Origin of the sequence: Caldalkalibacillus uzonensis, from assembly GCF_030814135.1 — a bacterium.
In the GTDB taxonomy this organism is placed as follows: Bacteria; Bacillota; Bacilli; order Caldalkalibacillales; family Caldalkalibacillaceae; genus Caldalkalibacillus; species Caldalkalibacillus uzonensis.
Genome location: NZ_JAUSUQ010000009.1, coordinates 78,408 through 100,092 on the forward strand (window position 1 = coordinate 78,408; position 21,685 = coordinate 100,092).

Genomic DNA, 21,685 nt, shown 5'->3' on the forward strand with positions numbered 1-21,685 from the left:
ATAAGGGATCCAACAAGTAAGCCCGCCCCTTTTTCCCGGTGTGCCGGAAGCCGGGAAAAAGGACGGGCCGTTTCATTTTCAACATTATTGTGCCTTATGATTCCCATGATACTATTAATCTGAATTAAGTTGTGTCAAAAGCTGGGCATAGCGTTCAATCAAGTGGTTCAGTTGTTCTACCGACAGCTCGCCGCCAATCGCAGCTAAACGCCCCTCAATAACAACTTGCAAAGCCTCCTGCAAGCCGGCAGCCATGGCCTGTTCGGCGTGGTGCCATTCTTGTTCATAGTAGTTGATCCACTTTACTTGGACCTGATCAAGGTAGCGGCTCACCATCTCTTTTAATGCCGATTCAAGTGTTTCACGCAGTTTTTCTTTTCCGCCTTGCTCGAAAAATTGTTTGGGCTGCTTGTAGTGTTTCAAAGCCTGAGCCAGGGCCTTATCGTCCAATATGCTCCAATTTTTCTCCAGAGGAGGTTGTGAAGGGCGATCGTTAACGGCCGGATCCTGGTTGACACTCAATCCCTCTTGCTTCAACCTTATTACCCACTGCTCGCACTCCCGGTTCAGCAACTGACTGAACAGATTTTCTATTCTCAATCCGGCAGCTTTCAGTTCATCCTGGAGCTGGCTGAACAGGGAAAATAACAATTCCTCCAGGCATTGCTTCAGCTTTGCCTTGATATTGGTGCGGTCAGATAAAACCCCCGGATGAAACGCCTCATCCACATACTGCTTAAAATTAAAGAACAAACGCTGATTCACGTAATACAGTTGTTCGGCAATCTCTTTCTGCAATTCAACCAAGCATGAGTCATACGCTGCCTTCTCCAGCTTCTCGCGCCACGTGTTTCCCAAAGCCAGCAACAATGCCTTCTTCTCTTCTTTGCTCTCCTTCGCCTGTTCTGTTTCCTGTTTCAGGTCTTGCAGCAATTGGAAACCGTGTTGGAGATCAGCTTTAACCTGAGCTTTGACACCTTCGGCTAACTCATGGTGCAGGAAAGAGAAAAAGGCGGATTTGAATTGCTCAAATCCTTCATCCCTGCCCTCTATGGCACGGAGGCTGGAGACAGGGAACAGCCTGGGAAAACGGATCCCTGATTGCAGCAATTGGTGTTCCACATGCTGCAGCACGGCTGAAAGTTCCTCTTCTGAAGCAGCCAGATCAGCGGCATTGACCACAAAAAACATTTTATCCAAGGCAAAGTGCTCTTTCACCCGGCCCAATTGGTCCAGAAAGTGACGGTCAGCGCGGCTGAAGGCATGATTATAGTAAGTGAGATAGATGATGACATCCGCCTGCTTGAGAAAGTTGAAGGTTACGTCGGTATGGCGGGTATGGATTGAATCCGCCCCAGGCGTGTCAATGATCTCCAACCCCAAGCGGGTTAAAGGTGAATCCAGGTGCCCTGTAATATCCTGGACAAAACAGGCCAAGCGCTCATCAGCTACATAGTGTGTATATTGCTCGTGACCGACCACAAACACTTTGGACAGATTGTCTTTGACCGTTTCCCAGCCTTTGGCACACGCTTTGAGAAACGCGTAATAGCTCCTGAGTGACGTCCGCAAGGAGGACGGATCAATGTTGTGCACTTGCCTCAAAGTGTGGCTCATGTCGTCCATCCGTTTTAAGTTCAGCCTTTCAAGGCAAATCTCAATTTCCCGCTCAATATGCTGCCCTGATTTCATGCGCACCACATAGGTACCATCCGGATGTTTATCTGTGGGAGGTACAATATGGTTTATGGCTGCTGTTGTTGGGTGAGGGGAGACCGGTAGAATAGGCCCTCCCAAAAGGGCGTTGGCAAAAGATGACTTGCCCGCACTAAATGCGCCAAATAAACAGACGCGGAATCGCCGCTCCTTCAGGCGTTGTCCCTTCACTTGCCATTCACGGGCCACATTGTCCAAATGGGGCACTTGTTTTAGTATCTCAGCCCCCTGTTCATAATAAGCGGCCAAAGTGTCAAAATGATGAATCGGCAATGCCGTCCCTGGATCATGGGCTCCTTGGTCCGCTGCAGCCCTGTATGCCGCGGATCCCTTGTCAGGGGAAGGTGTCTGGGACACCCTAGTTTGCTTCAGGCTGGCTGATTTATCCCGAGAGCCTTGTTGTTGTTCCCGCTCTCTGCCTGTGCCCTTTCCAGTCCCATCGCTCACCCCTAAAGCTGGCTTTACCATCAGTTGCAGGTTGACAGCTGCTTCTTGTTCAGCCGGAAGGTGCGGCAGCGTAATGGCAGCGATGGTCTGTTTATACTGTTCCATTTGGGCGTCAACTTCAGCATCTAACTGGAGAAGCTGTTCTCCTGCAGCCATTAACATCTGGAAACAGTCCGCAAGTTCGGGCTGCTGCGTTTCAAATCTGTTTGTTCTGTCCTCGTCCAGATAACGTTCCAGCCGGTCTGTCACCTGGGTCATTTGTTGCCGGTACAAACTGTGAATCTTTTGTTTTAATTCGTCCAGATAGACATAGACATAATCCCGGGAAACTCCGCCGGTACGAATGAGGCTGGTCACCCACTCCTGTGGCACTGTCAGCTGCCAATCCAGGAGCTCCGTAGAGAGATGCTGATTATCGATCCTATATTCAGCCAGACTTTTCCGGATCACATCCTTTAAATGCCATTCAATCTGTGCCTGAACCCGTTGCGTCAAGTCCGCATAAAACGCTGCCACGCGGCGCTGGCGCTCTTGTTCTGTTTTTTTAGCAGAAAACAACCAGCCCACTTTAAAATCCTCTTGGTAACTTTCAATCATCTCCCGGGCCAATTGGGTGGTCACATAGGGCGTGATGATGGCATTTTTTAAAATATCCTGGACAGCCGCTTCCAGGTGCTGTCGTGCGCGCTGTGGCGCTTCCCGGGCCTCAAGGTAAGCTTGATAACGAGCAGCACCGTCATCACCCAGTGTTGCGAAAAGCTGATCCAGCTGGTCTTGGATGCTCTCCCGCTCGTCACCCTGTTTTTCCAACAGGTATTCCCGGTGTTGTGACAAGAGAAGCTCTAGTCCGTGTTTGAAATGCCTGGCCAACAGATAGTGTTTATGCTCACTGACCTTATCCAGCACTTGCTGCAGCTGTTCCAGCATGTTGAACGGGTGATCAGTCTGTTTCAACGAGGTGCATAACAGCCCGTCAACATCCAGCCCCCATTCTCTTATTCCGCTATACAATCTGGACAAGTACTCCCCAAGATCTCCCCCCGGATCCTGGTGCTTGTCAATTTGGTTCACCACAAGATAAAGATACTTACCTTGCTCTTTTAAGCGCTTGACAAAGGAAAAGTTCACTTCAGACTGAACATAATGATAATCTGTTACAAACACCACGACATCAGCCAAGTGCAACGCCGCTTCAGTCGCCGACTGGTGTCTGGGGTCTGTTGAATCTACCCCGGGCGTATCCAGCAAAGTCACACCTTTGGCCAATAATGGATGGGGATAAAAAATGTCCACCCGCTCGGCTTCATCCCCGTTTGTACAAAACGTTTTCCATTCTTCCAAACGGTCAAGGTCTAACGTCAGCAGGGAACCTGAAGTGAGATAAATAACGGCTCGAGGCTCTCCATAGCGAATGGCCACCACATTGGCACTGGTGGGGATAGGGTTGGAGGGGAGTAACGCTTCTCCCAGCAAGGTGTTAATCATGGTTGATTTTCCGGCCGAAAATAACCCGCAAAAACCAATATGCAGGGTTTGCTCCTGCCACTTCTCTAAATATGCGTCCAGCTTGTGGACCGTTTCCTTGTCACCCGTCTCCAACAACTGCTCTTTCAGTCTGTCTACTGCTTTATCTATCTGTTTAACCTGTGGTGATTCAACACTAATAGCACTCATGGGTCCTCTCCCTCTGTGTTTGATGCTGAATGTGTCAATTTTTTAACTTTAATATTTCTTTATATTATCACGCTTTGGGCATTTCCTGTCCAGAGCCCTTTTCAAATTCGTTTCTGTCAGGTACAATTGTGAATGTAAGGGGTGAGTTGGATGGATTTTTTCATTGACCTGGCTATTTTAGGCGTGTTGATTATCGGTATGACCGCCTTTTTAGGTACCATCGTTCAGGCCATTGTCAGGCCATTCGTCAGCAAAAAAGGGGAAGTTTCTGTCATCCGTAACTCAGAGATTAAAAAAGGCTGGAAAAAAGTTGGGGGCAATTCACAATCGTAACTTGCTTAATGAATGTGTTGGTTATACTGCACAAAACCGGTTCTGACCACGGATTGACACTGTGGACGAACCGGTTTTTGTTGTTCAATATTTTACCAGGGACGAATCGGTAGTGAACCTGGTGAAGGATGGACGATCATATGGTACATGGGAACCGCGTAGGCGATCACGGACAAAGCGATGGAGATGCCAATCCAGACTGACCAGCGTTCCAATATGGGCGGCGGAGCGGCTGCTTTTTCATTGATGACTCGATGGGAAATTCAGCTGTCTTGTCTGTTTGCGGGGCAAAAAACCAGAGATAAATGAAATTAAATACGGCCAACAGGACACTGACAAACAACAGAATACCTCCCACGGAAATCACATCATAATAGGGAAGCCAGCTTAAGGCTGTCTGGTGGTCGTTATAAGTAAAATATGCGCTGCGCCGGGGTGCTCCCATTAACCCCACAATGTGCATGGTTCCAGACATCAACAGCATCCCCAAAGCCCACACAACCGTCTGTACAATCCCCAATCTGTTCACAGCCGGAGTGAGAACCCGGTTTCTGACAACCGGGATGAGCCAATATAAAGCGGCAAAATAAGTTAACACTACGCTGGTGGCCAAGGTCATATGAAAGTGACCGGTCACCCACCACGTATTATGGACAATCTGGTTTAACTGATAACTGGCATTAATAATCCCTCCTCCCCCTCCTATAATAAAAACAAGCATTCCTACCAGTGGAGCAAAGAAGCGCACATCTGTCCATGGTAATTTTTTGACCCAGCCAAATAACCCTGTTGTGCCTTTGGCCCTGCCGGCCAATTCAAATGTGGCCAAGATGGAAAAGGCTGTGATTAAGGTGGGCACTACAACCATCATGGTCAATATAACCTGCACAAACTTCCAAAAAGATGTAATTCCGGGTTCATTCAGTTGGTGATGGAATCCCACAGGAATCGAGAAGAGGATAAACAAAAGAAATGTTAACCGGGGCAAGGAGCTGCTGAAAATTTTTCCTCCCACAATTTGTGGTATATTAACATACCAGTAGATATAGGCCGGCAACAACCAAAAATAGACCAGGGCATGGCCAAAATACCAAAACAGGGTCCTGCTCAGTGTCACATTAACCCTCTCCACCCATCCGAAAGACCAAGGGATCAATTGGACCACCACCTCAATGGCCACGAAAAGACTGGCATGCAGCCACAAAATGACGGTAGCCAAGCCATATAGGCAAACAACGGGGAACTTTCCTTCCGGTGGGCACGTCTCCAGCGCCAGTAGTTCATGATCACGACCAGAGAGGCCACCCAGCTGCCGACGATAAGCAAGGCCAAGCCCACATAGAACCAGGGAGAAGCATGCATAGGGGCATAAAAGGTGTATAAAACATTAGCTTCATTGGTCATCATTTTTACCATCGCCAAAATTGTCCCAATGGCCATCAGGTAAAAACCAATCCAGGCATACTTGCGGGAATTGGCCGTCAAGTGTCCCCCTAGCGTGCGCGCCAAACCGGCATACAAATAACCAAAGATAAACAATGTGGTAAAAACAAGGGCAAGCAAAACCCCATGGATGGTCAGCAGTTGATAATAGTTCAAAAAAATACGAGGAAGCTGGATCCATCCAACTCTTTCCAGTGTTTGCAACAACCCGGCCAGTGCCCCCACTAAGAGAGCTGAAATAGCAAGGCCGATATGAGCCAGAATGATCCTTCTGTCTTCCGCTCTAAAGTTGTGTTCCTCGGCTTGAGTGGCTGTTGAATCATTCATATGCACTTCCTGCCTTTTCATAGTCGGTACTCCTTTCTGCAAAACTATTCAACAATCAGACGTCCCTGCATATAATGATGTCCGCTGCCACAATATTCGTGGCATAAAATAAGATACTCTCCCGGTTGCTTAAATTGATGGGTATATTCGGTAATATGTCCAGGTGTCAACATCAAATTGACACTTGTTCCAGGGATAAACAACCCATGTATCACATCCCTGCTGGTGACCTTAAAGTGTACGGTAGAACCTGCCGGAACCCTGATTTCATTGGGCGTATAACCAAAGATGAACGATACAATCCTGGCTTCAAACTCATTCGGCCCTGTTTGATACACACCCGGATCAGCAAAAGGGGCCACTTCCTCCACCCGTTCCGGTTCCACAGTATGGGCCATGCCATCGGCGGGATGCAACCCCATGTAAACACCCATAAATCCGGTCACAACGAGGAAAAACAGCAGTGAACCTGATCCAAACCACAACCAGATACGTTCATAGCGAGGAAGATCCATCTCAACCTTCCTTTCTCATGATGATTAAACGATAGCACCTCTTGGGAGACCTTAGTCCTGTTATAATAGACCGCCACCGTTAAAGGGTCCACTTCACATATAAATAAAAAACGCCAAACCACATGACCAGAATAATCCCGGCAATGACAAACACCAAAAGAAAAGAACCCTTTAAATTGTCCTCATGATGTTTATCCACTTCGTTCAATGGTACCTTGGACAAACTATTCCCTCCTATCCAAAGGAAATCCATACCATTTTACTCTACTATTGTCTCTTAAAAGCACAGAAATTATGTAAAAAGAAAAAAAACGAGCCCTCAATGGAAGACTCGATCCAGCTTCTTTTTGCTCAACGGCTCATCTGTTTGGCTGTTGCAACTGTACAGCATGGTCTGTTCCTCAACAATCGTTTCCAAATGGACGGGCCTGCCCCATAAGCGGTAAACCATGGGCAATGTTTTTTCTATATAATGGGGATCCAGCTCAATTCCTTCATAACTGTGTTGCAAATACAACTCGCGATTGCGGTTATAGTCCCCATCCCGTACCACAATATACGGGAAACCGCCGTTCACTTTAGACTGGATCAATGTTTGTTTCACTTTTTCCCATTCCTTATCTGTGATTTGCCACGTATGATCAACCTGCTTAAAAATATACAGGTCCATCTCTTCCACCATCTGTTTGGTCAGGTAGTTGCGTAAGAAGGAGAGGTCGTTCTCCCGCTCACGCACCTCAAAGATAAAATCCCGCCCGTATTCCCGTTCCAGGTATTCAAACATAGAGAGTCCCACATGATAAGGGTTAATACCATAAGGTGAAAGAGCAATGACATCCGCATTCATCTGGGCAAACTGATTCTCAGCACATGAATCGTTGTCCAACCGGCTGAAAAAACGCGTGTAAGGATAGATATGCTATGAATTGGCCTTGGACTTGATTGAACAACGTTATCCGGTCGATGTGTACAATATTTATGCTTTTCACATTTCTGACGGAGATAATTGGGAACAAGATAATGAGCGCTGTTTGTAATTAGCCGGCGAGCTGGCCGAACGTTGCAATATGGTTGGATATGGGGAAATTCAGACCTATCCCAAGTCCAACTCTCTCTTGACCCGGTTTCAAAAGTTGGAGAACAAGTCTTTTATCTGCCGCAAAATGCAGCGGAAGGAAGATGTTTATCCCACGCTTAAAGCCTTCTTCTCCAATTCAATTGACGAAAGGGGGTTGGCGTAATGCGTGAGGAAGAATTTGAACGGCTTGAACAACAGATTGTCCGCCTCACGGACCTGGCGCTTCAGTTCGGGCTTGACCCGTTTCAAATGCGTTACGAACTGTGCCCGGCCGATATATTATATTCCATCGGTGCATACGGCATGCCCAGCCGCTACTCCCACTGGAGTTTTGGCAAAGCCTATGAGCGGATGAAAATGGCATACGACTTTAACTTGACCAAGATTTATGAGTTGGTGATTAACTCCAACCCCTGCTACGCCTTTTTACTGGAGAACAACAGCTTGTTGCAAAATCAGGTGATTGCGGCTCATGTGCTGGGACACAGTGATTTTTTTAAAAACAACATATACTTTCACACCACCCAGCGTGATATGCTGGAAAGCATGGCTGTGACCAGCAAACGGTTCCGCCAGTATGAATTTGAGCATGGCATTGATGCAGTGGAGCAGATTCTGGATGCCGGTCTAGCTATTCAGCCGCTGAGCATCTGGTGCCACCGCTTTCAACCTTGGTAAAAAACTGGTCCTCTGTCACTTCTTTGGCCTCTGTGGTATGGGCGATAAACACAACTTTCACCTGGCTGTATTTTCTGCGCAGATAGCGGACCATCCAAAAGTAAAAGCTGCGGGCCATATACTTCTCAAATGTGCCCATGGAACCGCTCGTATCCATCATGGCCAGCACTACCGCGGTTGAAGAGGGGTTCATTTGTTCCTGCCATGTTTTAAAGCGCAGGTCCTCCTCTGTGATCTGAACGTCCGTCCGGCCCTGCCGGGCATTGCGTTTCAAGCTTTCCATGATGGTGCGCCGCTTGTCCAGATTACCCAGTATCCCCTTTTTGCGGATATCATGAAACACAATGTCTTCTGAGGTTAAATCATGTTGTTTTTTGGGTTTTAAATGGGGCAATTGCAAATCTTAAAAATAAGCTCAGCCAAATCATCCACCGTCAATTCAGCTTCATACATATCCACACCCGGCTGGTTCCCAGCGGGCCCATGACCTTGTTTTTTGGAAGGTTTCAACCGTGTTAAAATGCTGAATACCGCTGTGGCCCACAGAGCATGGGGGGCGATATGCACGTGATGGACATTGCTTTCTCCAATGAGCTTTTGATAAATCTTTTCTTCGGCACTCACCCTTAAGGTGTAAGGCACACGCATGACGATCATCCTGGAATGCAGGGCCTCATTCTTCTGATTGCTGATAAAATGGCGATATTCCGTTTCGTTGGTGTGGGCGACGATCAGCTCATCCGCACTGATAAGGGCGAAGCGCCCAGCTTTGAAATTGCCTTCCTGGGTAAGGGAGAGCAGGTTCCACAGAAATTTTTCGTCACATTTGAGCATCTCCTGAAATTCCATCAAACCGCGGTTGGCCTTGTTCAACTCCCCGTCAAAGCGGTAAGCGCGGGGATCCGATTCCGATCCATAAGTGGAAATGGTGGAAAAATCTATGCTGCCTGTGAGATCAGCAATGTCCTGTGACTTGGGATCAGACGGAGCAAATGTACCGATCCCTCTCCGCTTGGCCTCGGAAAAAAACAATCCGCTCCACTTTAAACTGCATGATATCCCCGTTATATTCTTCTTCCAGGCGCAATTGGCATACCGGACACAAATCCCCTTCAATGCGCACCTGATACTCCTCCATGAATGCCTGACGAAGTTCATGGGGAATGAGATGCAGCGGTTCTTCATGCATGGGGCAGCCCTGAATGGCGTACACCCTTCCCCGGTCAGTCCGTGTGTAAGCTTCCAGCCCTTTTTTAAGCAGTGTGACGATGGTTGATTTCCCTCCGCTGACCGGCCCCATCAACAGCAATAACCGTTTGCGGACATCAAGCCGTTCCGCCGCGGGTTTAAAATATTCTTCAACCAGGTTTTGAATGGCCTCTTCCAGACCAAACAACTCAGACTCAAAAAATTTATATTTTTGATGGGTGCCTTGATGTTCCACACCTGCATCACAGATCATCTGATAGATTCGGGCATGGGCATGTTGGGCAACGGACGGATCTGCTTTGACAATGTCCAGGTACTCGGCAAAGGTGCCCTCCCATCTTAACTGGGATTCCCTGTGTTGGTACTTCGCCAGTGATTCCAAGAAAGACATGACTCCCAGCCTCCTTTTTAAAATAAATGACCGGCCGCATTCTCAAACTATTGTTTAACATGATGACTACCCCACAGCTTGTCCAAAGAACATTGAGAACCGACCGGCTAACCTTGCATAATATTATTTAGTTGTATCTACATTATACTAAATTTTTTGCTATTTTAAAATATTTTGTCCAAAAATCTGACAAGGAAAATCTACCCAGGTGTATCAGAAAACCGACTCCTTGTTTTTCAAGGAGCCGGTTCGCAGAGAGCGTAAACACCAATCCGGTCATTATTCGCAGAATTATTGGCCAGCTAAAAAAAGCCGGATTGGTTGACGTGAGGGCTGGCGCCGGCGGAGCATCCCTGCGAAAGAAACTGAATGAAATTACGTTGCTCGACGTGTACAAGGCAGTAGAAGTTGTCGAAAGTGGCCAACTATTTAATTTTCATGACCATCCAAACCCGGAATGCCCCATAGGCGCCCATATTGAATCGGTACTTCGCACAAAAATGCTTGAAGCCCAATCGGCAATGGAGCAAAAACTGGCTGGAGTGACTCTGGCGCAATTGACAACCGAGCTTAACGAAAAAAGACGCTCTTAAATAGGCTGATTTTTTTCATAGAGTTGTAACATAATCCGTTACACCACCTTTGTTCACAGTTGTTGTAACAACATTGGTTACAAAACAAACCCTCTCATAAAAATTTCATGAAAGGAAGGAATGGAGGATGAAAATTGTTGTGACCGGAGCCACAGGGCATCTCATCGGCAAGCAGACACCCCTGAAAGAAACCGTTAAACAGGCTCTGCAGCATTAATCCCGACAATAGGCCTGATTTTACAAAACCAATCTATCAGAAACAGAACGATGAAAAAGGACCGGTATAAAAAACAACCTTACCCCGATCAACATCGAGATAAGGTTAAGCCCCAACAGCTTAATAGCATCTAGTCCAATAGATGAAAATAATCCCGCACGGTGGCAATGGCATTTTCGGCCAGAATCACTTTGCCGTACTCCTCCAAACGGTAAATGGACTCATTGGTTCGTTCCCCATATTCCAAGATGATGCTTTCACCCCAATCGTACCGGCGGATCATCCGCTCCTGAGGGTACATCACAGACAAGTAGTAAAAATGGTGATAGCGAATCAGCTTGCTGTTGAAAAAAGGCAGGGGCAGCCGGTGGGCCAGATTGATCACATCTTCAATGTCCCGAAATTTGTACACGCAGGAATAGTACTGTTTATGTGAAACGGGCTCCGTTTGTTGGTTCACCAAATGCCGTTGTTCCAGTTTGGACGAATACATGTCATGATTCACGATGAACCCTCCTCCGTTCGGCGTGGTTAAATTTGCCTTTAGTAACGTTATACCCTAAATCGGCTTGTTTCAATCATCTTGAATAAAAAAGCAGGCCCATTTTTAGAAGAGGCCTGCCACACTGACCTGAGGGTTCATCTTTGTCGGTGGTATATTTTTAGCTTTATTTATGTTTTGTCTTTAGTCAATTCCCGGACCACGTGGCCCAATTCAGGCAAAATGATTTTGGACATCGCCAGCTTGACTGCACCGCTGGATCCGGGGGTGGAAAAAATGGCTTTATCCCGGCAGGTACCGGCAATTGCCCGGCTGAGAATGGCCGCCGAGCCAATATCTTCCGTATAGCTTAAATAGCGAAAAATTTCCCCAAACCCGGGCATTTCTTTCTCAAGTAAAGCAGCAACCGTCTCATAGGTGGTGTCCCGCTTGGCAATGCCGGTCCCCCCGTTCAAAAGGATCACCTGCACCTCAGGGTGAGACAGACCCTCTTCTATGGCTGCCTTAATCCGTTCGGGCTCATCAGGGACAATCGTATAAAGCGCAACCTCGTGCCCTTCCTGGTTCAGCAATTCCTTCATCAGCTTGCCGCTCTTATCTGTTTGTTCCGTACGGGTGTCTGACACCGTAATCACCATGCAAGTGACCTGTTTGGGGGCCTCCTGCTTGTGTTCAGCCGTGCTCAACTATACGTCCTCCTTTCTCTCCTCCAAGAACCGGTAACGGTAAAAAAGCGAGGCAAATTGACCGACCCGCTTGGTCCATTGATAGTTCATGTTGGCCCCAAAGACCATGCCAACTAAAGACCAGTTTTTCTTGCTGGTTTTTTTCAATCCGTAAAGCACAACAGCTTTGACCCACTGTTTAACCAGCGTTTCCAGCCACTCCTCCTTAATAAGGGTTTGGCCGTTATCAAACAAAGTCAGCTCACGGGCTTGTCCCCTATGAACATGGTGTTCGATGAGCCAGTCCCAGGCTGCCCGCTTGTGGTGCCGGGGAAGGGTCGCAGCATGAAGCACTTTCAACACCAACATTTGCTCGTAGGGGTGTTTCAAAGAGTAACCATAAGTACTAGCCACATAATGGAGCATCTTTAGATTAATAGACAACAGAGCCGGAAAATCGATGGCCAATAAGAGAGGGTGACCTGATCCCGCCAGTCCACCTTCAACCAGAGCATACAAGGGATAACGGGAGCGGAATTTCTGTTCTATATACTGCAGACGATAAAAGTCCACAGAGGGTATCTCTTCAAAACTGGATAAGCCGGACTCAAACAGCCGGGCTTCCATGACAATGCTTCGTTCAATTTCCTCACAGTTGGAATGCTTGTGAAAGAAGTTGGATATGTAGATCACCAAGTGATCAATGATGTCAATAACCGTTTTCTTCTGTTCAGCAGGAAGTGTGTTCAACCACTGAGTCAGCCAGTGATTCAGTTCCGCCTGACTGACTAACAGGTTTTTGTTAAAGGCATTCTCCTCAAGGACGTTATCCCATTCATACGTCTGCTCAGCCAGCCATTGTTCAATTTCTACACGCAATTGTTCACGTTCCTGCTCCAAGTCCGTCATCACCTTCACCCCTATTTTGTACCATTATAAAACATTAGCACGGCTGAAAAAAGCCAGGGAGATCCACTTTTCCCCTTGGCTTCTTCGTCTGCACCCATCACAGTGCTTCTTGCTTTCATCCCAGAACCTTTTAGTCACGAATCAGTTCCACAAAGTCTCCTGTTTTTAAGCCGGCTGCATTGCCTTCATCTGTATCCAGATGACAGTCCAAAGCGTAGTTATCCGAGACGCGGCACAAGACGTTTTCAAAAATAACAGCCCGTTCACCACTGGTACGGATACGCACCCGGTCGCCGTCCTTCACCCCAAATTTTTCCGCATCAGATGTATGAAAGTGAATATGACGGCTGGCAATAATCACACCTTTGTCCAGTTCCACTTCCCCTTTGGGTCCAATGATTTTGATCCCTGGTGTCCCTTCAATGTCACCGGAATCCCGGACGGGCGGATGGATCCCTAACTTAAATGAATCGGTTTTGGAAATCTCTACCTGGGAATGGCCGCGGGCGGGACCGAGGATACGCACCTTTGGAATCTCCCCCTTGGGACCGACCAAAGTGACTGTTTCCTTGGCGGCAAATTGACCGGGCTGGGACAGCGGCTTCAGTTCAGTCAGTTCATACCCTTGGCCGAACAATTGCTCCAGATGTTCGGGGGACAGATGCACATGGCGGTTGGAAATGCCAACTGGTATTTTGTTCTCCATTTGGTCTACTCCTCCTTTGTTTGACATGGCAGGATGATTTACATTGATTCGGTCCGTGCAAAGCTTAACCTCATCGTATCTCTGGCAATCATAACCTCTTCATTCGTTAGAATGACCAACACTTTCACAGGTGAGTGGGGATAATTGAGGAACGTTTCTCTGCCCCGGATACGGTTAAGGGCAGGATCCCAGTATACACCCATAAATTCCAGCCCTTTTAACACCCTTGCCCGGATCACGGGACTGTTTTCCCCAATTCCCGCTGTAAAAATAATCGCATCCACCCCCGACATGCGGGCGGCATAACTGCCAATATATTTGTGAATCCGGCTGGCAAACAGGTCTAAAGCCAGCTCAGCCCGGGGATTGCCGTTTTGGGCTTCATCCTCAATTTCCCGAAGGTCACTGGAGATACCGGAAACCCCCAATAGACCGCTTTTTTTGTTTAATACTTCAAACACCACCTCATCGGCTGTTTTGCCTGTTTTTTTCATGATATAGGGAATAAGAGCAGGGTCGATATTACCTGAACGGGTGCCCATTGTCACACCGGCCAATGGTGTAAAGCCCATGGAAGTGTCAATCGATTTGCCATGCATAACGGCAGCGATACTGGCCCCATTGCCCAGATGACAGCTGATCAGGCGCAACTGATCCAAAGGCAGGTTGAGAATCTCAGCGGCACGGTGGGTGACATATTTATGGGATGTCCCGTGAAAGCCGTATTTACGGATCCCGTATTTTTTGTAATACTCATAAGGCAGACTGTATAAAAACGACTGTTCCGGCATTGTTTGATGAAAAGCAGTGTCAAAGACGGCCACAGCAGGGACATTGGGCAGAACCTCTTGAAAGGCCCGTATACCAACCAGGTTGGCCGGATTATGCAAGGGTGCAAGCTCGGAACATGCTTCAATGCCTTTGATCACATCCTCATCAATTAAGACGGAATCATGAAACCGTTCGCCGCCGTGAACCACACGGTGACCCACTCCTTCGATGTCATCAATAGAGTCAATGATCCTGTACTCCACCAATTTTTCCAATAACAGTGTGACTGCTGCTTGATGGTCGGGAACATCGACACTTTCCCTCTTCTTAGCCCCGTTAACAGTGATCGTTAAGATGCCATCATCCAGTCCAATCCTCTCAATGACACCTTTAGTTAACACTTCTTCCTCAGGCATTTGCAGCAGCTGAAATTTCAACGATGAGCTTCCGCAGTTAATGGCCATTATCTTGGGCATGATTTGTTCACCTCGATCCACTCTTCAATCTGAGCCCAGACCCTGCCCAGCTGATGTTTATTTGTAAATGAGGGCAGCTGGGCCAGCAAGGTTTGGCGGGGTGGCTTCACAGCTTCTCCTTTTTTTTGCAGAATGAAAATACTTTTATGTATGCTCCCTGTTTGGAACAGGCTGTCCGGCAACTGCAGCAAGGCTTGAATATGGGTTTCCCTGGTGATCAACTCCCTCAGCCGGGCAGCACCCGGTTCAGTGAACAGGCGGTTGGGAATTAGGAAAAACAGGTATGCGGCCTCGTCAGCCAAATGAATGGCTTGCTCTATAAACAAATGATGGATAAAATTCTCCTGATCATCCCGATAAAGCTCATACCGTTTGGCATTGTCATAGTCAGGATAGATCCCCACAGGCATATCGCACACCACCAGGTTGACCCGGGAAAAATAAACCGGCTTTAAGGCATCCTGGCGAAAGAATTCTATCGAATGTTTCTGTAAGTTGGCATTCACATAGGCCAAACGAACCAGCACAGGATCCGCTTCCACACCGATTCCTTCTGTTTTCCCTTGTAGATGGTTAAGTACACAGGTTAACAGATTACCGGAACCACAGGCTAAATCTACAACTGTTTCCGGCTGTTGTGCCTCTCTTGAACAAAAAAGTTGAGCCAAATGGGCTATCAAGAGAGCCACAGCGTCAGGGGTTAGTCCGGCGCCGGGTGGAAGGGAACCTTCTTTCATCCCTTTCAGCGTGGCCAGTTGAAAGGCCCGCCTGATCTCCTCACGTCCTGAAGTGAGGGTCCCAAAACGACTAATGATATGACCCAGTTTTTGAACTGTCTCTTCATCTGCGTCAATCACTGGCTCACCTTGGAACAAACTTTTGCCGAGGTCAATTAAGGCTTCCACATAGGGTTTACCCTGTGCCTGTTTGATTAATTGTGCCCCTTGATCCATGAGTTCAAACAACACTTCGGTATTCGCCTTACTGTTCATGACGTCCTCTCCCCTCTGCTGGTCCCTCCCCATTATAACGTCTGGAGTGAAGGTAAAAAATGAAAATTGTGTTGAGTTTACAAACCCAACACAATTCTATTATAAACCTAATTCATCCGCTGATGTCCGTTTGGAGTCGAATGTTTTTTTCTTGTTTTTATTCGTCATGTTTTGAATTTTATCCATTAGTTGTGGAGCAAACTCCAGGATGCGGTCATACAAGTGGGTTTGACCATCGATATGCACCATTTTGATTCCGCCGGCATTGACCACAAGGAAGGCGACCGGAGTAATGGAGACACCGCCCCCGCTGCCCCCGCCGAATGGAAGCTTTTGTCCGTTACCTTGGTTGCCGCCGTTACCATACGGGCTGCCACCATTTCCAGCTGCACTGGTCTGGTCATCAAAATCAAATTCACTTCCCCCTGCAGCAAAACCAAATCCTACTTTGGATACAGGCAGGATGACACTGCCATCCGGCGTCTCAACTGGATCACCGACAATGGTGTTCACATCAACCATCTCTTTCAGGTTTTCCATTGCGGTTTTCATTAAGCCTTGAATGGGGTGTTCTTCCATGTTACATCACGCCTCTTTCTCAGATTTAGAAGGATTCGTATTCCTGCTAAGATAGCATGTCCAAATCGAAATCGGATCATACATGTAAATTCCGTTTCTAATTTTTTTTCTTGAAAGAGCGGTTGAACATACATCCGGGGCACGGTACGCAAGGTGAGATAGGCGCTTAACAAACCGACCAATGTTGATTTGATGCTCCACGCCACTCCAGTGAGCATACCGGTTTCATCGGCATACCCAGTGCCGATTCTGGAGTGCCACTCCATTTTGACCAGCCGGATCCGGTTTAAAAATGATTTGACAATGCCATGCAAACCATGAATACGTTTAATCAGGTTGTAGATGCGATGATGGAGTTGAAACATCTCGCCAGGTGTCATCTTAAAATTTTTTTGATCCTGTGGCTGCTCCTCGCTCTCCACCTCCACCTGGTAGATCATTCCTGATAAATCATTGGCCAATTTGAAAATTTGGAGCTCATTTTTGAAATTAATCAGGCCAAACCAGGCTCTGACCTGGGTTCTAAGCAAATCATTCTTATCCTGACGTATAAAATGGATAGAAATGTGCAGCTGGGTCAGCAGCATAATGAGAATGAAACAGCACTGGGCCAGTACAGTAGCAAGCACGTAGGTCATTTCTGTTACCCCCTAGCCCCAGTATGGACGTCACCATGGAAAAACATTCAATTTCAGGAAAAACAAAAAAGCTGTCTGGTTTTGTTACAACCACACCGGACAGCCTTTTTCTTATTTGTACATATTCTTAATTGAAACACCCAACATGTAACTGAGGGCGTTCTGTTATACCTTACTGTTCACTAACGCCCAGCCTGATTTGCATGCGCTTCTCTTCCTCTTTATCGTAAACAACATAAGTATCGGCAATATAGTCGTGCCATCCCTTTTTCTGTGGATGAAAGGCGATCCAAATATAACCGATATGAAAGGCAAACTGGGCCAAAAAGCGGCCTACCCCTTCCCGAAAAATGACGGTGCCCCAATCCAGGGGGGTGCCATCCGCCTTGACCACCCGCAAGCCGAACAGCATTTTGCCAATGGATTGACCCAGCACTTTGGTCATCACCGTAAAGTAGAGACTGCCAATCAATCCGATATAGAAGAAAGTAACCGTCAACACGCGCCAGGTCACTTCAAGGCCGAACACGGAGAAGAATGGCGTCACAAGCAGATAAGACAAAGCAGAAACGACAATCAGATCAACCAGATAGGCGAGCGCACGTATCCAAAACCCGGCCAACCGGTACGCCGGAGCTTCATCTTCCAGTAAGTACTTTTGGTTTTGGGCTTCATTATGATTTTCGTTGGGATTCATATTCATGCCCCCTTACCACTTTAACAAATACATCAGACTTGGCGTTGGCGGGTGATTAATGATTTCACGGACACCTAATAAATCATTTGCCCCTGAAAAACGGACAAAAAATGTATTAAAGGCTGACCAGCCCGTCTTGTATGAAATCACTGTCGGATTTTCAATCCCAGCCATCTCAGCAGCGTGATCAATGGCGTCATCCAAGAAACCAAGTTCATCCACCAGTCCCAGTTCCTTGGCTTGCTGTCCGCTGTAAATACGCCCGTCAGCCAACTGGAGTACTTTGTTACGCTCCATGCCCCGTCCCTCTATAATCACATCAACGAAGTTATCATACATTTCATCCACCAAAGACTGCAGAATGGCCCGCTCCCCATCGGTCACTTCTTTCATCGGGGAAAGGATATCTTTATACGGTCCGCTGGTGATGGATTCTTCTTTGATGCCCCAGTTTTCGGCCAGTTCATGAATGTTATAGGTACTAATGATGACGCCGATAGAACCCGTTATGGTGTTACGGTTAGCTACAATTTTATCTGCCGCAGCAGAAATGTAGTATCCTCCGGAAGCAGCCGTATTGCCCATGTACACCACAAACGGTTTATCATATTCTTCTTTCAGCTCTCTGACGGTATGGAAAATTTCATCACTTTCCACAACGCCGCCGCCCGGTGAATTGACTCGCATCACAACTGCAGCAACCGTCTCATCTTCGAACGCATGTTTTAATTGCTTTAAAAACAGGCGATGGTTATAATTGACACTGGTAAAAAAAGTTCCCGGTGTCTGATCCATAATGACACCTTCCACCTCTAATAAGGCAATCCGGTCCAGGCCACCATATTGGTAGACTTCCTCTTTCCACTCGAGGTCTCCGATGCCCATCTCAGGGAGTGCTTCAATGGTCTGGAAAAAGGTATAAAAGCCAAATAATAAAACAAACACAACCAAAGCAATCCAGCGCTTGCGACTCATGCCAACGACCCTTTCTGTTGAATTTTATCAGACATCATCCATATCATTATAGCGGATGTTGGAAATAAAATCCATAGATTGTCCACTTCTCATGATAAAAAGCTGATGCAAAGGAGAGACGGTTCATGCCACGACGCAAAGTCTTTTTTTACTACCGGGAAGATGATCCATCACAACGGGCAGCTCAATACATTAAAGAGCGCTCACAGGAATACGGCTTTACCATCCTGGATACCCATCACCAAGCCGACATTATTTGCAGTATCGGCGGGGATGGCACCTTTTTGCAAGCCGTACGCCATACGGGTTTTCGTACCAATTCCCTCTATGTCGGTATCCATCTTGAAGGACTGGGCTTTTATTGCGATTTCTCCGCTAAAAAAATTGATGACATGTTTGAAGCCATGAATAAAGAGCTTTTAGAAGTACGCCGGTACCCTGTCATCCACAGTACCATTAATGAAACAAGTTCGTTCTACTGTTTAAATGAATGTTCCATTCGTTCCAGCATTTTAAAAACTTTTGTCATGGATGTGTATATCGACGGTGAACACTTTGAAACCTTCCGTGGAGACGGCATGGTGATCGCCACACCAACCGGAAGTACCGGATATAACAAATCAGTGGGCGGAGCTGTCGTTGACCCTAAATTACCATGTTTTCAAGTCTCAGAAATCTCCTCCATCAACAATAACGATTACCGCACCTTGGGCTCCTCATTCATTTTGGGCGAAAAACGGCAGCTCACGCTTAAAATTACCCACGAAGGCCTGCAGCATCCACTGATCGGGATGGATAACGAAGCGATTAATTTTAGCGCCGTCAGGCAGGTGGATGTCAAACTGGCTGATTTTCGCATCAAAACGTTAAAAATGAAATCCAATTCGTTCTGGGATAAGGTGAAACGGCGCTTCTTGTAAAAACATGATTTCAAAGCATTTTTCAATAGGAAAAGGGCCGGCAGAACCGGCCCTTTTCAAGATCCATCACTATTTACATGTTATTGTTGAGGAAATTGACCACTTAATTGTTGTTGAGCTTGACGCACTAAACGCTTGGTGATTTCACCACCTACAGAACCGTTAGCACGAGAGGTGGTTTCAGCACCAAGTTGAACACCAAATTCTTGAGCGATTTCAGCTTTCATTTGGTCCAAAGCTTGAGCAACGCCAGGTACAAGCAATTGGTTGTTGTTATTGTTTCTTTGGTTTTGTTGAGCCATTTGGTTTCACCTCCTCTGCCTGGTGTAGTCTTAGCATGTAACGGAGGAAGTGAAACCATGCATCCTGGCCTTGTACAATTGATGGAAATCCTAACGTATCATTTTGTTCAAATTGTCCGTTTCATTTTTCATTGTAGAACAATGGCCGCATGGCGTTAAGGGAAAATATAACTGAGCACCTGTCTGGCAATGTGATAAGCCGCCTGTTCCTTACGGTGTTCCCGCACCCGCTCTTCCCATTCCAAGCGGGCTTGTTCGTCCTCCAGCCACTCCAGTACTGTTCGGGGAAGATCCTCAATGTTTTCAATGCACCGGCTCAGGCCATATTGCTCCAGATACAACCGGTTGCCGTGTTCCTGCCCCGGTATGGGACTGATCATCAACAACGGGGTGCGGCACACCAATGTTTCAGCCACAGTTAAACCACCGGGCTTGGAAATCACCACATCCGCCTTTTGAATCCATTCAGCCATATTGGTGACATAGCCCAGAACCTCGATATGGGGAGCGGCACACCGGCTCAGTTTGTTGTACAGAGACCTGTTTTTTCCGCAAATAATGGTCAGTTTAAACTGAGAGATCCGGTCTCTAAATTGTTCCATAATATCGGCGATGGGACCAATCCCCATGGCTCCACCCAAAATAAGCAGGTGAATCGGTTTGTCCGGCGAGAGTGCCCCGCCCGCAGCTTTGGGCCTGGCCCCCTTCACTTGCTCCTCATAGGCCGGATGAACCGGGATACCAAAATCGAATATTTTATGAGGATGAATGTCAAATTCTTGGACCAGTCTTTCTTTAATGGAATGATGGGGGACAAAGTAATAGTCCACATAGGGTGAGACACCAAAGGGATGAAAGCAAAAGTCGGTCAATACCATGCCCAACTTGAAGGAAAAGGGGGATGTTGATTTCAGCCGGGCAAGGGCGGCAATACAGGTCGGGTGCGTACAAAGAATCATATCGGGCTGTTCTCTTTCTAACCACCGCTTCAGTTTCCAGCTAAACACCACCCGTTGAAAGAAAGAAGGACGGCGTAAATGAGTATACATAAAGTCCCACAAGGAAGGGATATAATGAATCATGGCAAAATAAGTTTTGACGATAATCCACTCCACTGCTGGATGGATACATCTTAATCCACAGACAATGTTAGTCTCCACTTGGCCCGAAGACAGTTCGCCCAGGGCATGGCTGATCGCTTTAGCGGCTTGATAATGGCCTTCCCCCACTTTATCTTCGGTGAAAATGACGACTTTCATCTTATCCGTTCCTTCCCGTCCATGATTTTGTGCCAGTGGGAAGACCGGGGGGCAACACCACCTGTTCATCCCGATGTGGGTACAAGCTGTGCAGCTCTTCCACCGACATCACCAAGTGTTTAGATTGCAGGCGCTTGCCGTGACGTTTCAAATAGCCCCATCCTTGAGGATGAATGAGCCAATAAATCACCTTGTACAACAGACCTTTGATCCGGAAATACCAGGTGTTGTCCACCTCACAGATGGTAAAACCCAGCCGATCAGCCCCCCGGTTAAACATGGATGTGCCCATGATGCCTTTAATACGGTGACGGTCCGGCAACTCTTCAATATACCGGCTTAATCCGTATAAAGAGGACTCCAGTGAGCGTTTAAAATAAAACATAAAGGCAATTTCAGAGGGAAAGGATTTGATTTCTTTGGCAATGCGGTAATTATATAAATGAATTTTGATGATGTCATCACCTGAACGAATCCAGTACCCGTCCCTGGTTTGAATGGGCGGTCCTTTATATGTTTTGCGTACAATGCGAAAAAAATTGTGCTGTTTGGAGACATATTGCATGCGATTGCAGTGGTAATAAATCCAATCCCAAACTGCCCACAGATGTAAGATCAGGCCTTTCACGCCTATCCCTCCACTTGATCAATGCAACAGTTATTATGTGAACTT

Annotated in this window: 21 protein-coding genes and 4 pseudogenes; 5 read left to right on the forward strand and 20 right to left on the reverse strand. The window is 47.1% G+C overall.

The window, feature by feature from the left end; genetic code table 11:
• Nucleotides 1-114: 114 nt before the first annotated feature.
• A complete protein-coding gene (locus J2S00_RS12490; protein WP_307340207.1) occupies nucleotides 115-3,837 on the reverse strand; it encodes a dynamin family protein in 3,723 nt (1,240 codons plus the stop codon).
• Nucleotides 3,838-3,987: 150 nt separating this feature from the next.
• On the opposite strand from J2S00_RS12490, the gene J2S00_RS12495 reads away from it, so the two are divergent.
• Nucleotides 3,988-4,170 carry a hypothetical protein gene (locus J2S00_RS12495; protein WP_307340209.1) on the forward strand — a complete coding sequence of 61 codons (183 nt, stop codon included), beginning with the start codon at nucleotides 3,988-3,990 and terminating at the stop codon, nucleotides 4,168-4,170.
• Between the two features lie 92 nt (nucleotides 4,171-4,262).
• Here the strand turns inward: J2S00_RS12495 and J2S00_RS12500 are convergent.
• The 4 genes and pseudogenes from J2S00_RS12500 to J2S00_RS12515 all read right to left on the reverse strand — a co-directional run bounded on the left by J2S00_RS12500 (nucleotide 4,263) and on the right by J2S00_RS12515 (nucleotide 7,302).
• Nucleotides 4,263-5,940: pseudogene (locus tag J2S00_RS12500) on the reverse strand (cbb3-type cytochrome c oxidase subunit I).
• A 44-nt stretch (nucleotides 5,941-5,984) separates the two neighbouring features.
• Entirely contained in the window at nucleotides 5,985-6,455 is a 471-nt protein-coding gene (locus J2S00_RS12505) for a cytochrome c oxidase subunit II (protein WP_307340210.1), read from the reverse strand.
• A 79-nt stretch (nucleotides 6,456-6,534) separates the two neighbouring features.
• Complete coding sequence (locus J2S00_RS12510) at nucleotides 6,535-6,678, reverse strand: cytochrome c oxidase subunit 2A (RefSeq protein ID WP_307340213.1); 144 nt, start codon at nucleotides 6,676-6,678, stop codon at nucleotides 6,535-6,537.
• Between the two features lie 96 nt (nucleotides 6,679-6,774).
• Nucleotides 6,775-7,302 (reverse strand): SpoVR family protein, encoded by a 528-nt coding sequence (locus tag J2S00_RS12515; protein ID WP_370875873.1) that lies wholly within the window; start codon nucleotides 7,300-7,302, stop codon nucleotides 6,775-6,777.
• Nucleotides 7,303-7,387: 85 nt separating this feature from the next.
• Between J2S00_RS12515 and J2S00_RS12520 the strand changes: the two are divergent.
• Nucleotides 7,388-7,696: pseudogene (locus J2S00_RS12520) on the forward strand (DUF444 family protein).
• Nucleotides 7,696-8,172, forward strand: a pseudogene (locus J2S00_RS12525) (SpoVR family protein); the annotation flags it as partial. The pseudogenes J2S00_RS12520 and J2S00_RS12525, both read left to right, overlap by 1 nt.
• Here the strand turns inward: J2S00_RS12525 and J2S00_RS12530 are convergent.
• The gene (locus J2S00_RS12530; protein WP_307340518.1) at nucleotides 8,165-8,554 is read right to left on the reverse strand and encodes a DUF444 family protein; all 390 of its coding nucleotides are present in this window, start codon (nucleotides 8,552-8,554) and stop codon (nucleotides 8,165-8,167) included. The pseudogene J2S00_RS12525 and the gene J2S00_RS12530 overlap by 8 nt on opposite strands.
• Nucleotides 8,555-8,703: 149 nt before the next feature.
• Nucleotides 8,704-9,811, reverse strand: a pseudogene (locus J2S00_RS19915) (protein prkA); the annotation flags it as partial.
• 212 nt (nucleotides 9,812-10,023) lie between these two features.
• Between J2S00_RS19915 and J2S00_RS12545 the strand changes: the two are divergent.
• Nucleotides 10,024-10,404 (forward strand): Rrf2 family transcriptional regulator, encoded by a 381-nt coding sequence (locus J2S00_RS12545; RefSeq protein WP_307340522.1) that lies wholly within the window; start codon nucleotides 10,024-10,026, stop codon nucleotides 10,402-10,404.
• Nucleotides 10,405-10,751: 347 nt separating this feature from the next.
• On the opposite strand, the gene J2S00_RS12550 is transcribed toward J2S00_RS12545, so the two are convergent.
• From J2S00_RS12550 to sppA, 10 genes are all read right to left on the reverse strand, one after another.
• The gene (locus tag J2S00_RS12550) at nucleotides 10,752-11,126 is read right to left on the reverse strand and encodes an adaptor protein MecA (protein ID WP_307340220.1); all 375 of its coding nucleotides are present in this window, start codon (nucleotides 11,124-11,126) and stop codon (nucleotides 10,752-10,754) included.
• 167 nt (nucleotides 11,127-11,293) lie between these two features.
• Nucleotides 11,294-11,809, reverse strand: a complete 516-nt coding sequence (locus J2S00_RS12555) for a MogA/MoaB family molybdenum cofactor biosynthesis protein (protein ID WP_307340223.1) — start codon at nucleotides 11,807-11,809, stop codon at nucleotides 11,294-11,296.
• Nucleotides 11,810-12,697: an EcsC family protein gene (locus tag J2S00_RS12560; RefSeq protein WP_307340225.1), complete on the reverse strand. Its 888-nt coding sequence runs from the start codon at nucleotides 12,695-12,697 to the stop codon at nucleotides 11,810-11,812.
• A gap of 130 nt (nucleotides 12,698-12,827) precedes the next feature.
• On the reverse strand, nucleotides 12,828-13,403 hold the full coding sequence (gene pduL, locus J2S00_RS12565) for a phosphate propanoyltransferase (protein ID WP_307340228.1): 576 nt from the start codon (nucleotides 13,401-13,403) through the stop codon (nucleotides 12,828-12,830).
• A gap of 38 nt (nucleotides 13,404-13,441) precedes the next feature.
• Nucleotides 13,442-14,650 (reverse strand): acetate kinase, encoded by a 1,209-nt coding sequence (locus J2S00_RS12570; RefSeq protein WP_307340230.1) that lies wholly within the window; start codon nucleotides 14,648-14,650, stop codon nucleotides 13,442-13,444.
• Nucleotides 14,638-15,642 (reverse strand): class I SAM-dependent methyltransferase, encoded by a 1,005-nt coding sequence (locus J2S00_RS12575; RefSeq protein WP_307340233.1) that lies wholly within the window; start codon nucleotides 15,640-15,642, stop codon nucleotides 14,638-14,640. The genes J2S00_RS12570 and J2S00_RS12575 overlap by 13 nt, the downstream gene beginning before the upstream one ends.
• Nucleotides 15,643-15,741: 99 nt before the next feature.
• The gene (ytfJ, locus tag J2S00_RS12580) at nucleotides 15,742-16,221 is read right to left on the reverse strand and encodes a GerW family sporulation protein (RefSeq protein ID WP_307340236.1); all 480 of its coding nucleotides are present in this window, start codon (nucleotides 16,219-16,221) and stop codon (nucleotides 15,742-15,744) included.
• Nucleotides 16,194-16,859: a DUF2953 domain-containing protein gene (locus J2S00_RS12585; RefSeq protein ID WP_307340239.1), complete on the reverse strand. Its 666-nt coding sequence runs from the start codon at nucleotides 16,857-16,859 to the stop codon at nucleotides 16,194-16,196. The genes ytfJ and J2S00_RS12585 overlap by 28 nt, the downstream gene beginning before the upstream one ends.
• Before the next feature lie 172 nt (nucleotides 16,860-17,031).
• The gene (locus J2S00_RS12590; RefSeq protein WP_307340241.1) at nucleotides 17,032-17,556 is read right to left on the reverse strand and encodes an RDD family protein; all 525 of its coding nucleotides are present in this window, start codon (nucleotides 17,554-17,556) and stop codon (nucleotides 17,032-17,034) included.
• A 12-nt stretch (nucleotides 17,557-17,568) separates the two neighbouring features.
• Entirely contained in the window at nucleotides 17,569-18,531 is a 963-nt protein-coding gene (sppA, locus tag J2S00_RS12595) for a signal peptide peptidase SppA (protein WP_307340244.1), read from the reverse strand.
• Nucleotides 18,532-18,656: 125 nt separating this feature from the next.
• Here sppA and J2S00_RS12600 point away from each other — a divergent pair, with 125 nt between their 5' ends.
• Nucleotides 18,657-19,451 (forward strand): NAD kinase, encoded by a 795-nt coding sequence (locus tag J2S00_RS12600; protein ID WP_307340247.1) that lies wholly within the window; start codon nucleotides 18,657-18,659, stop codon nucleotides 19,449-19,451.
• A gap of 80 nt (nucleotides 19,452-19,531) precedes the next feature.
• On the opposite strand, the gene J2S00_RS12605 is transcribed toward J2S00_RS12600, so the two are convergent.
• From J2S00_RS12605 to J2S00_RS12615, 3 genes are all read right to left on the reverse strand, one after another.
• Nucleotides 19,532-19,753, reverse strand: a complete 222-nt coding sequence (locus J2S00_RS12605) for an alpha/beta-type small acid-soluble spore protein (protein WP_307340249.1) — start codon at nucleotides 19,751-19,753, stop codon at nucleotides 19,532-19,534.
• A 155-nt stretch (nucleotides 19,754-19,908) separates the two neighbouring features.
• A complete protein-coding gene (locus J2S00_RS12610; protein WP_307340252.1) occupies nucleotides 19,909-21,012 on the reverse strand; it encodes an MGDG synthase family glycosyltransferase in 1,104 nt (367 codons plus the stop codon).
• 1 nt (nucleotide 21,013) lies between these two features.
• Nucleotides 21,014-21,640: a YkoP family protein gene (locus tag J2S00_RS12615; protein ID WP_307340255.1), complete on the reverse strand. Its 627-nt coding sequence runs from the start codon at nucleotides 21,638-21,640 to the stop codon at nucleotides 21,014-21,016.
• Between the last annotated feature and the right edge of the window lie 45 nt (nucleotides 21,641-21,685).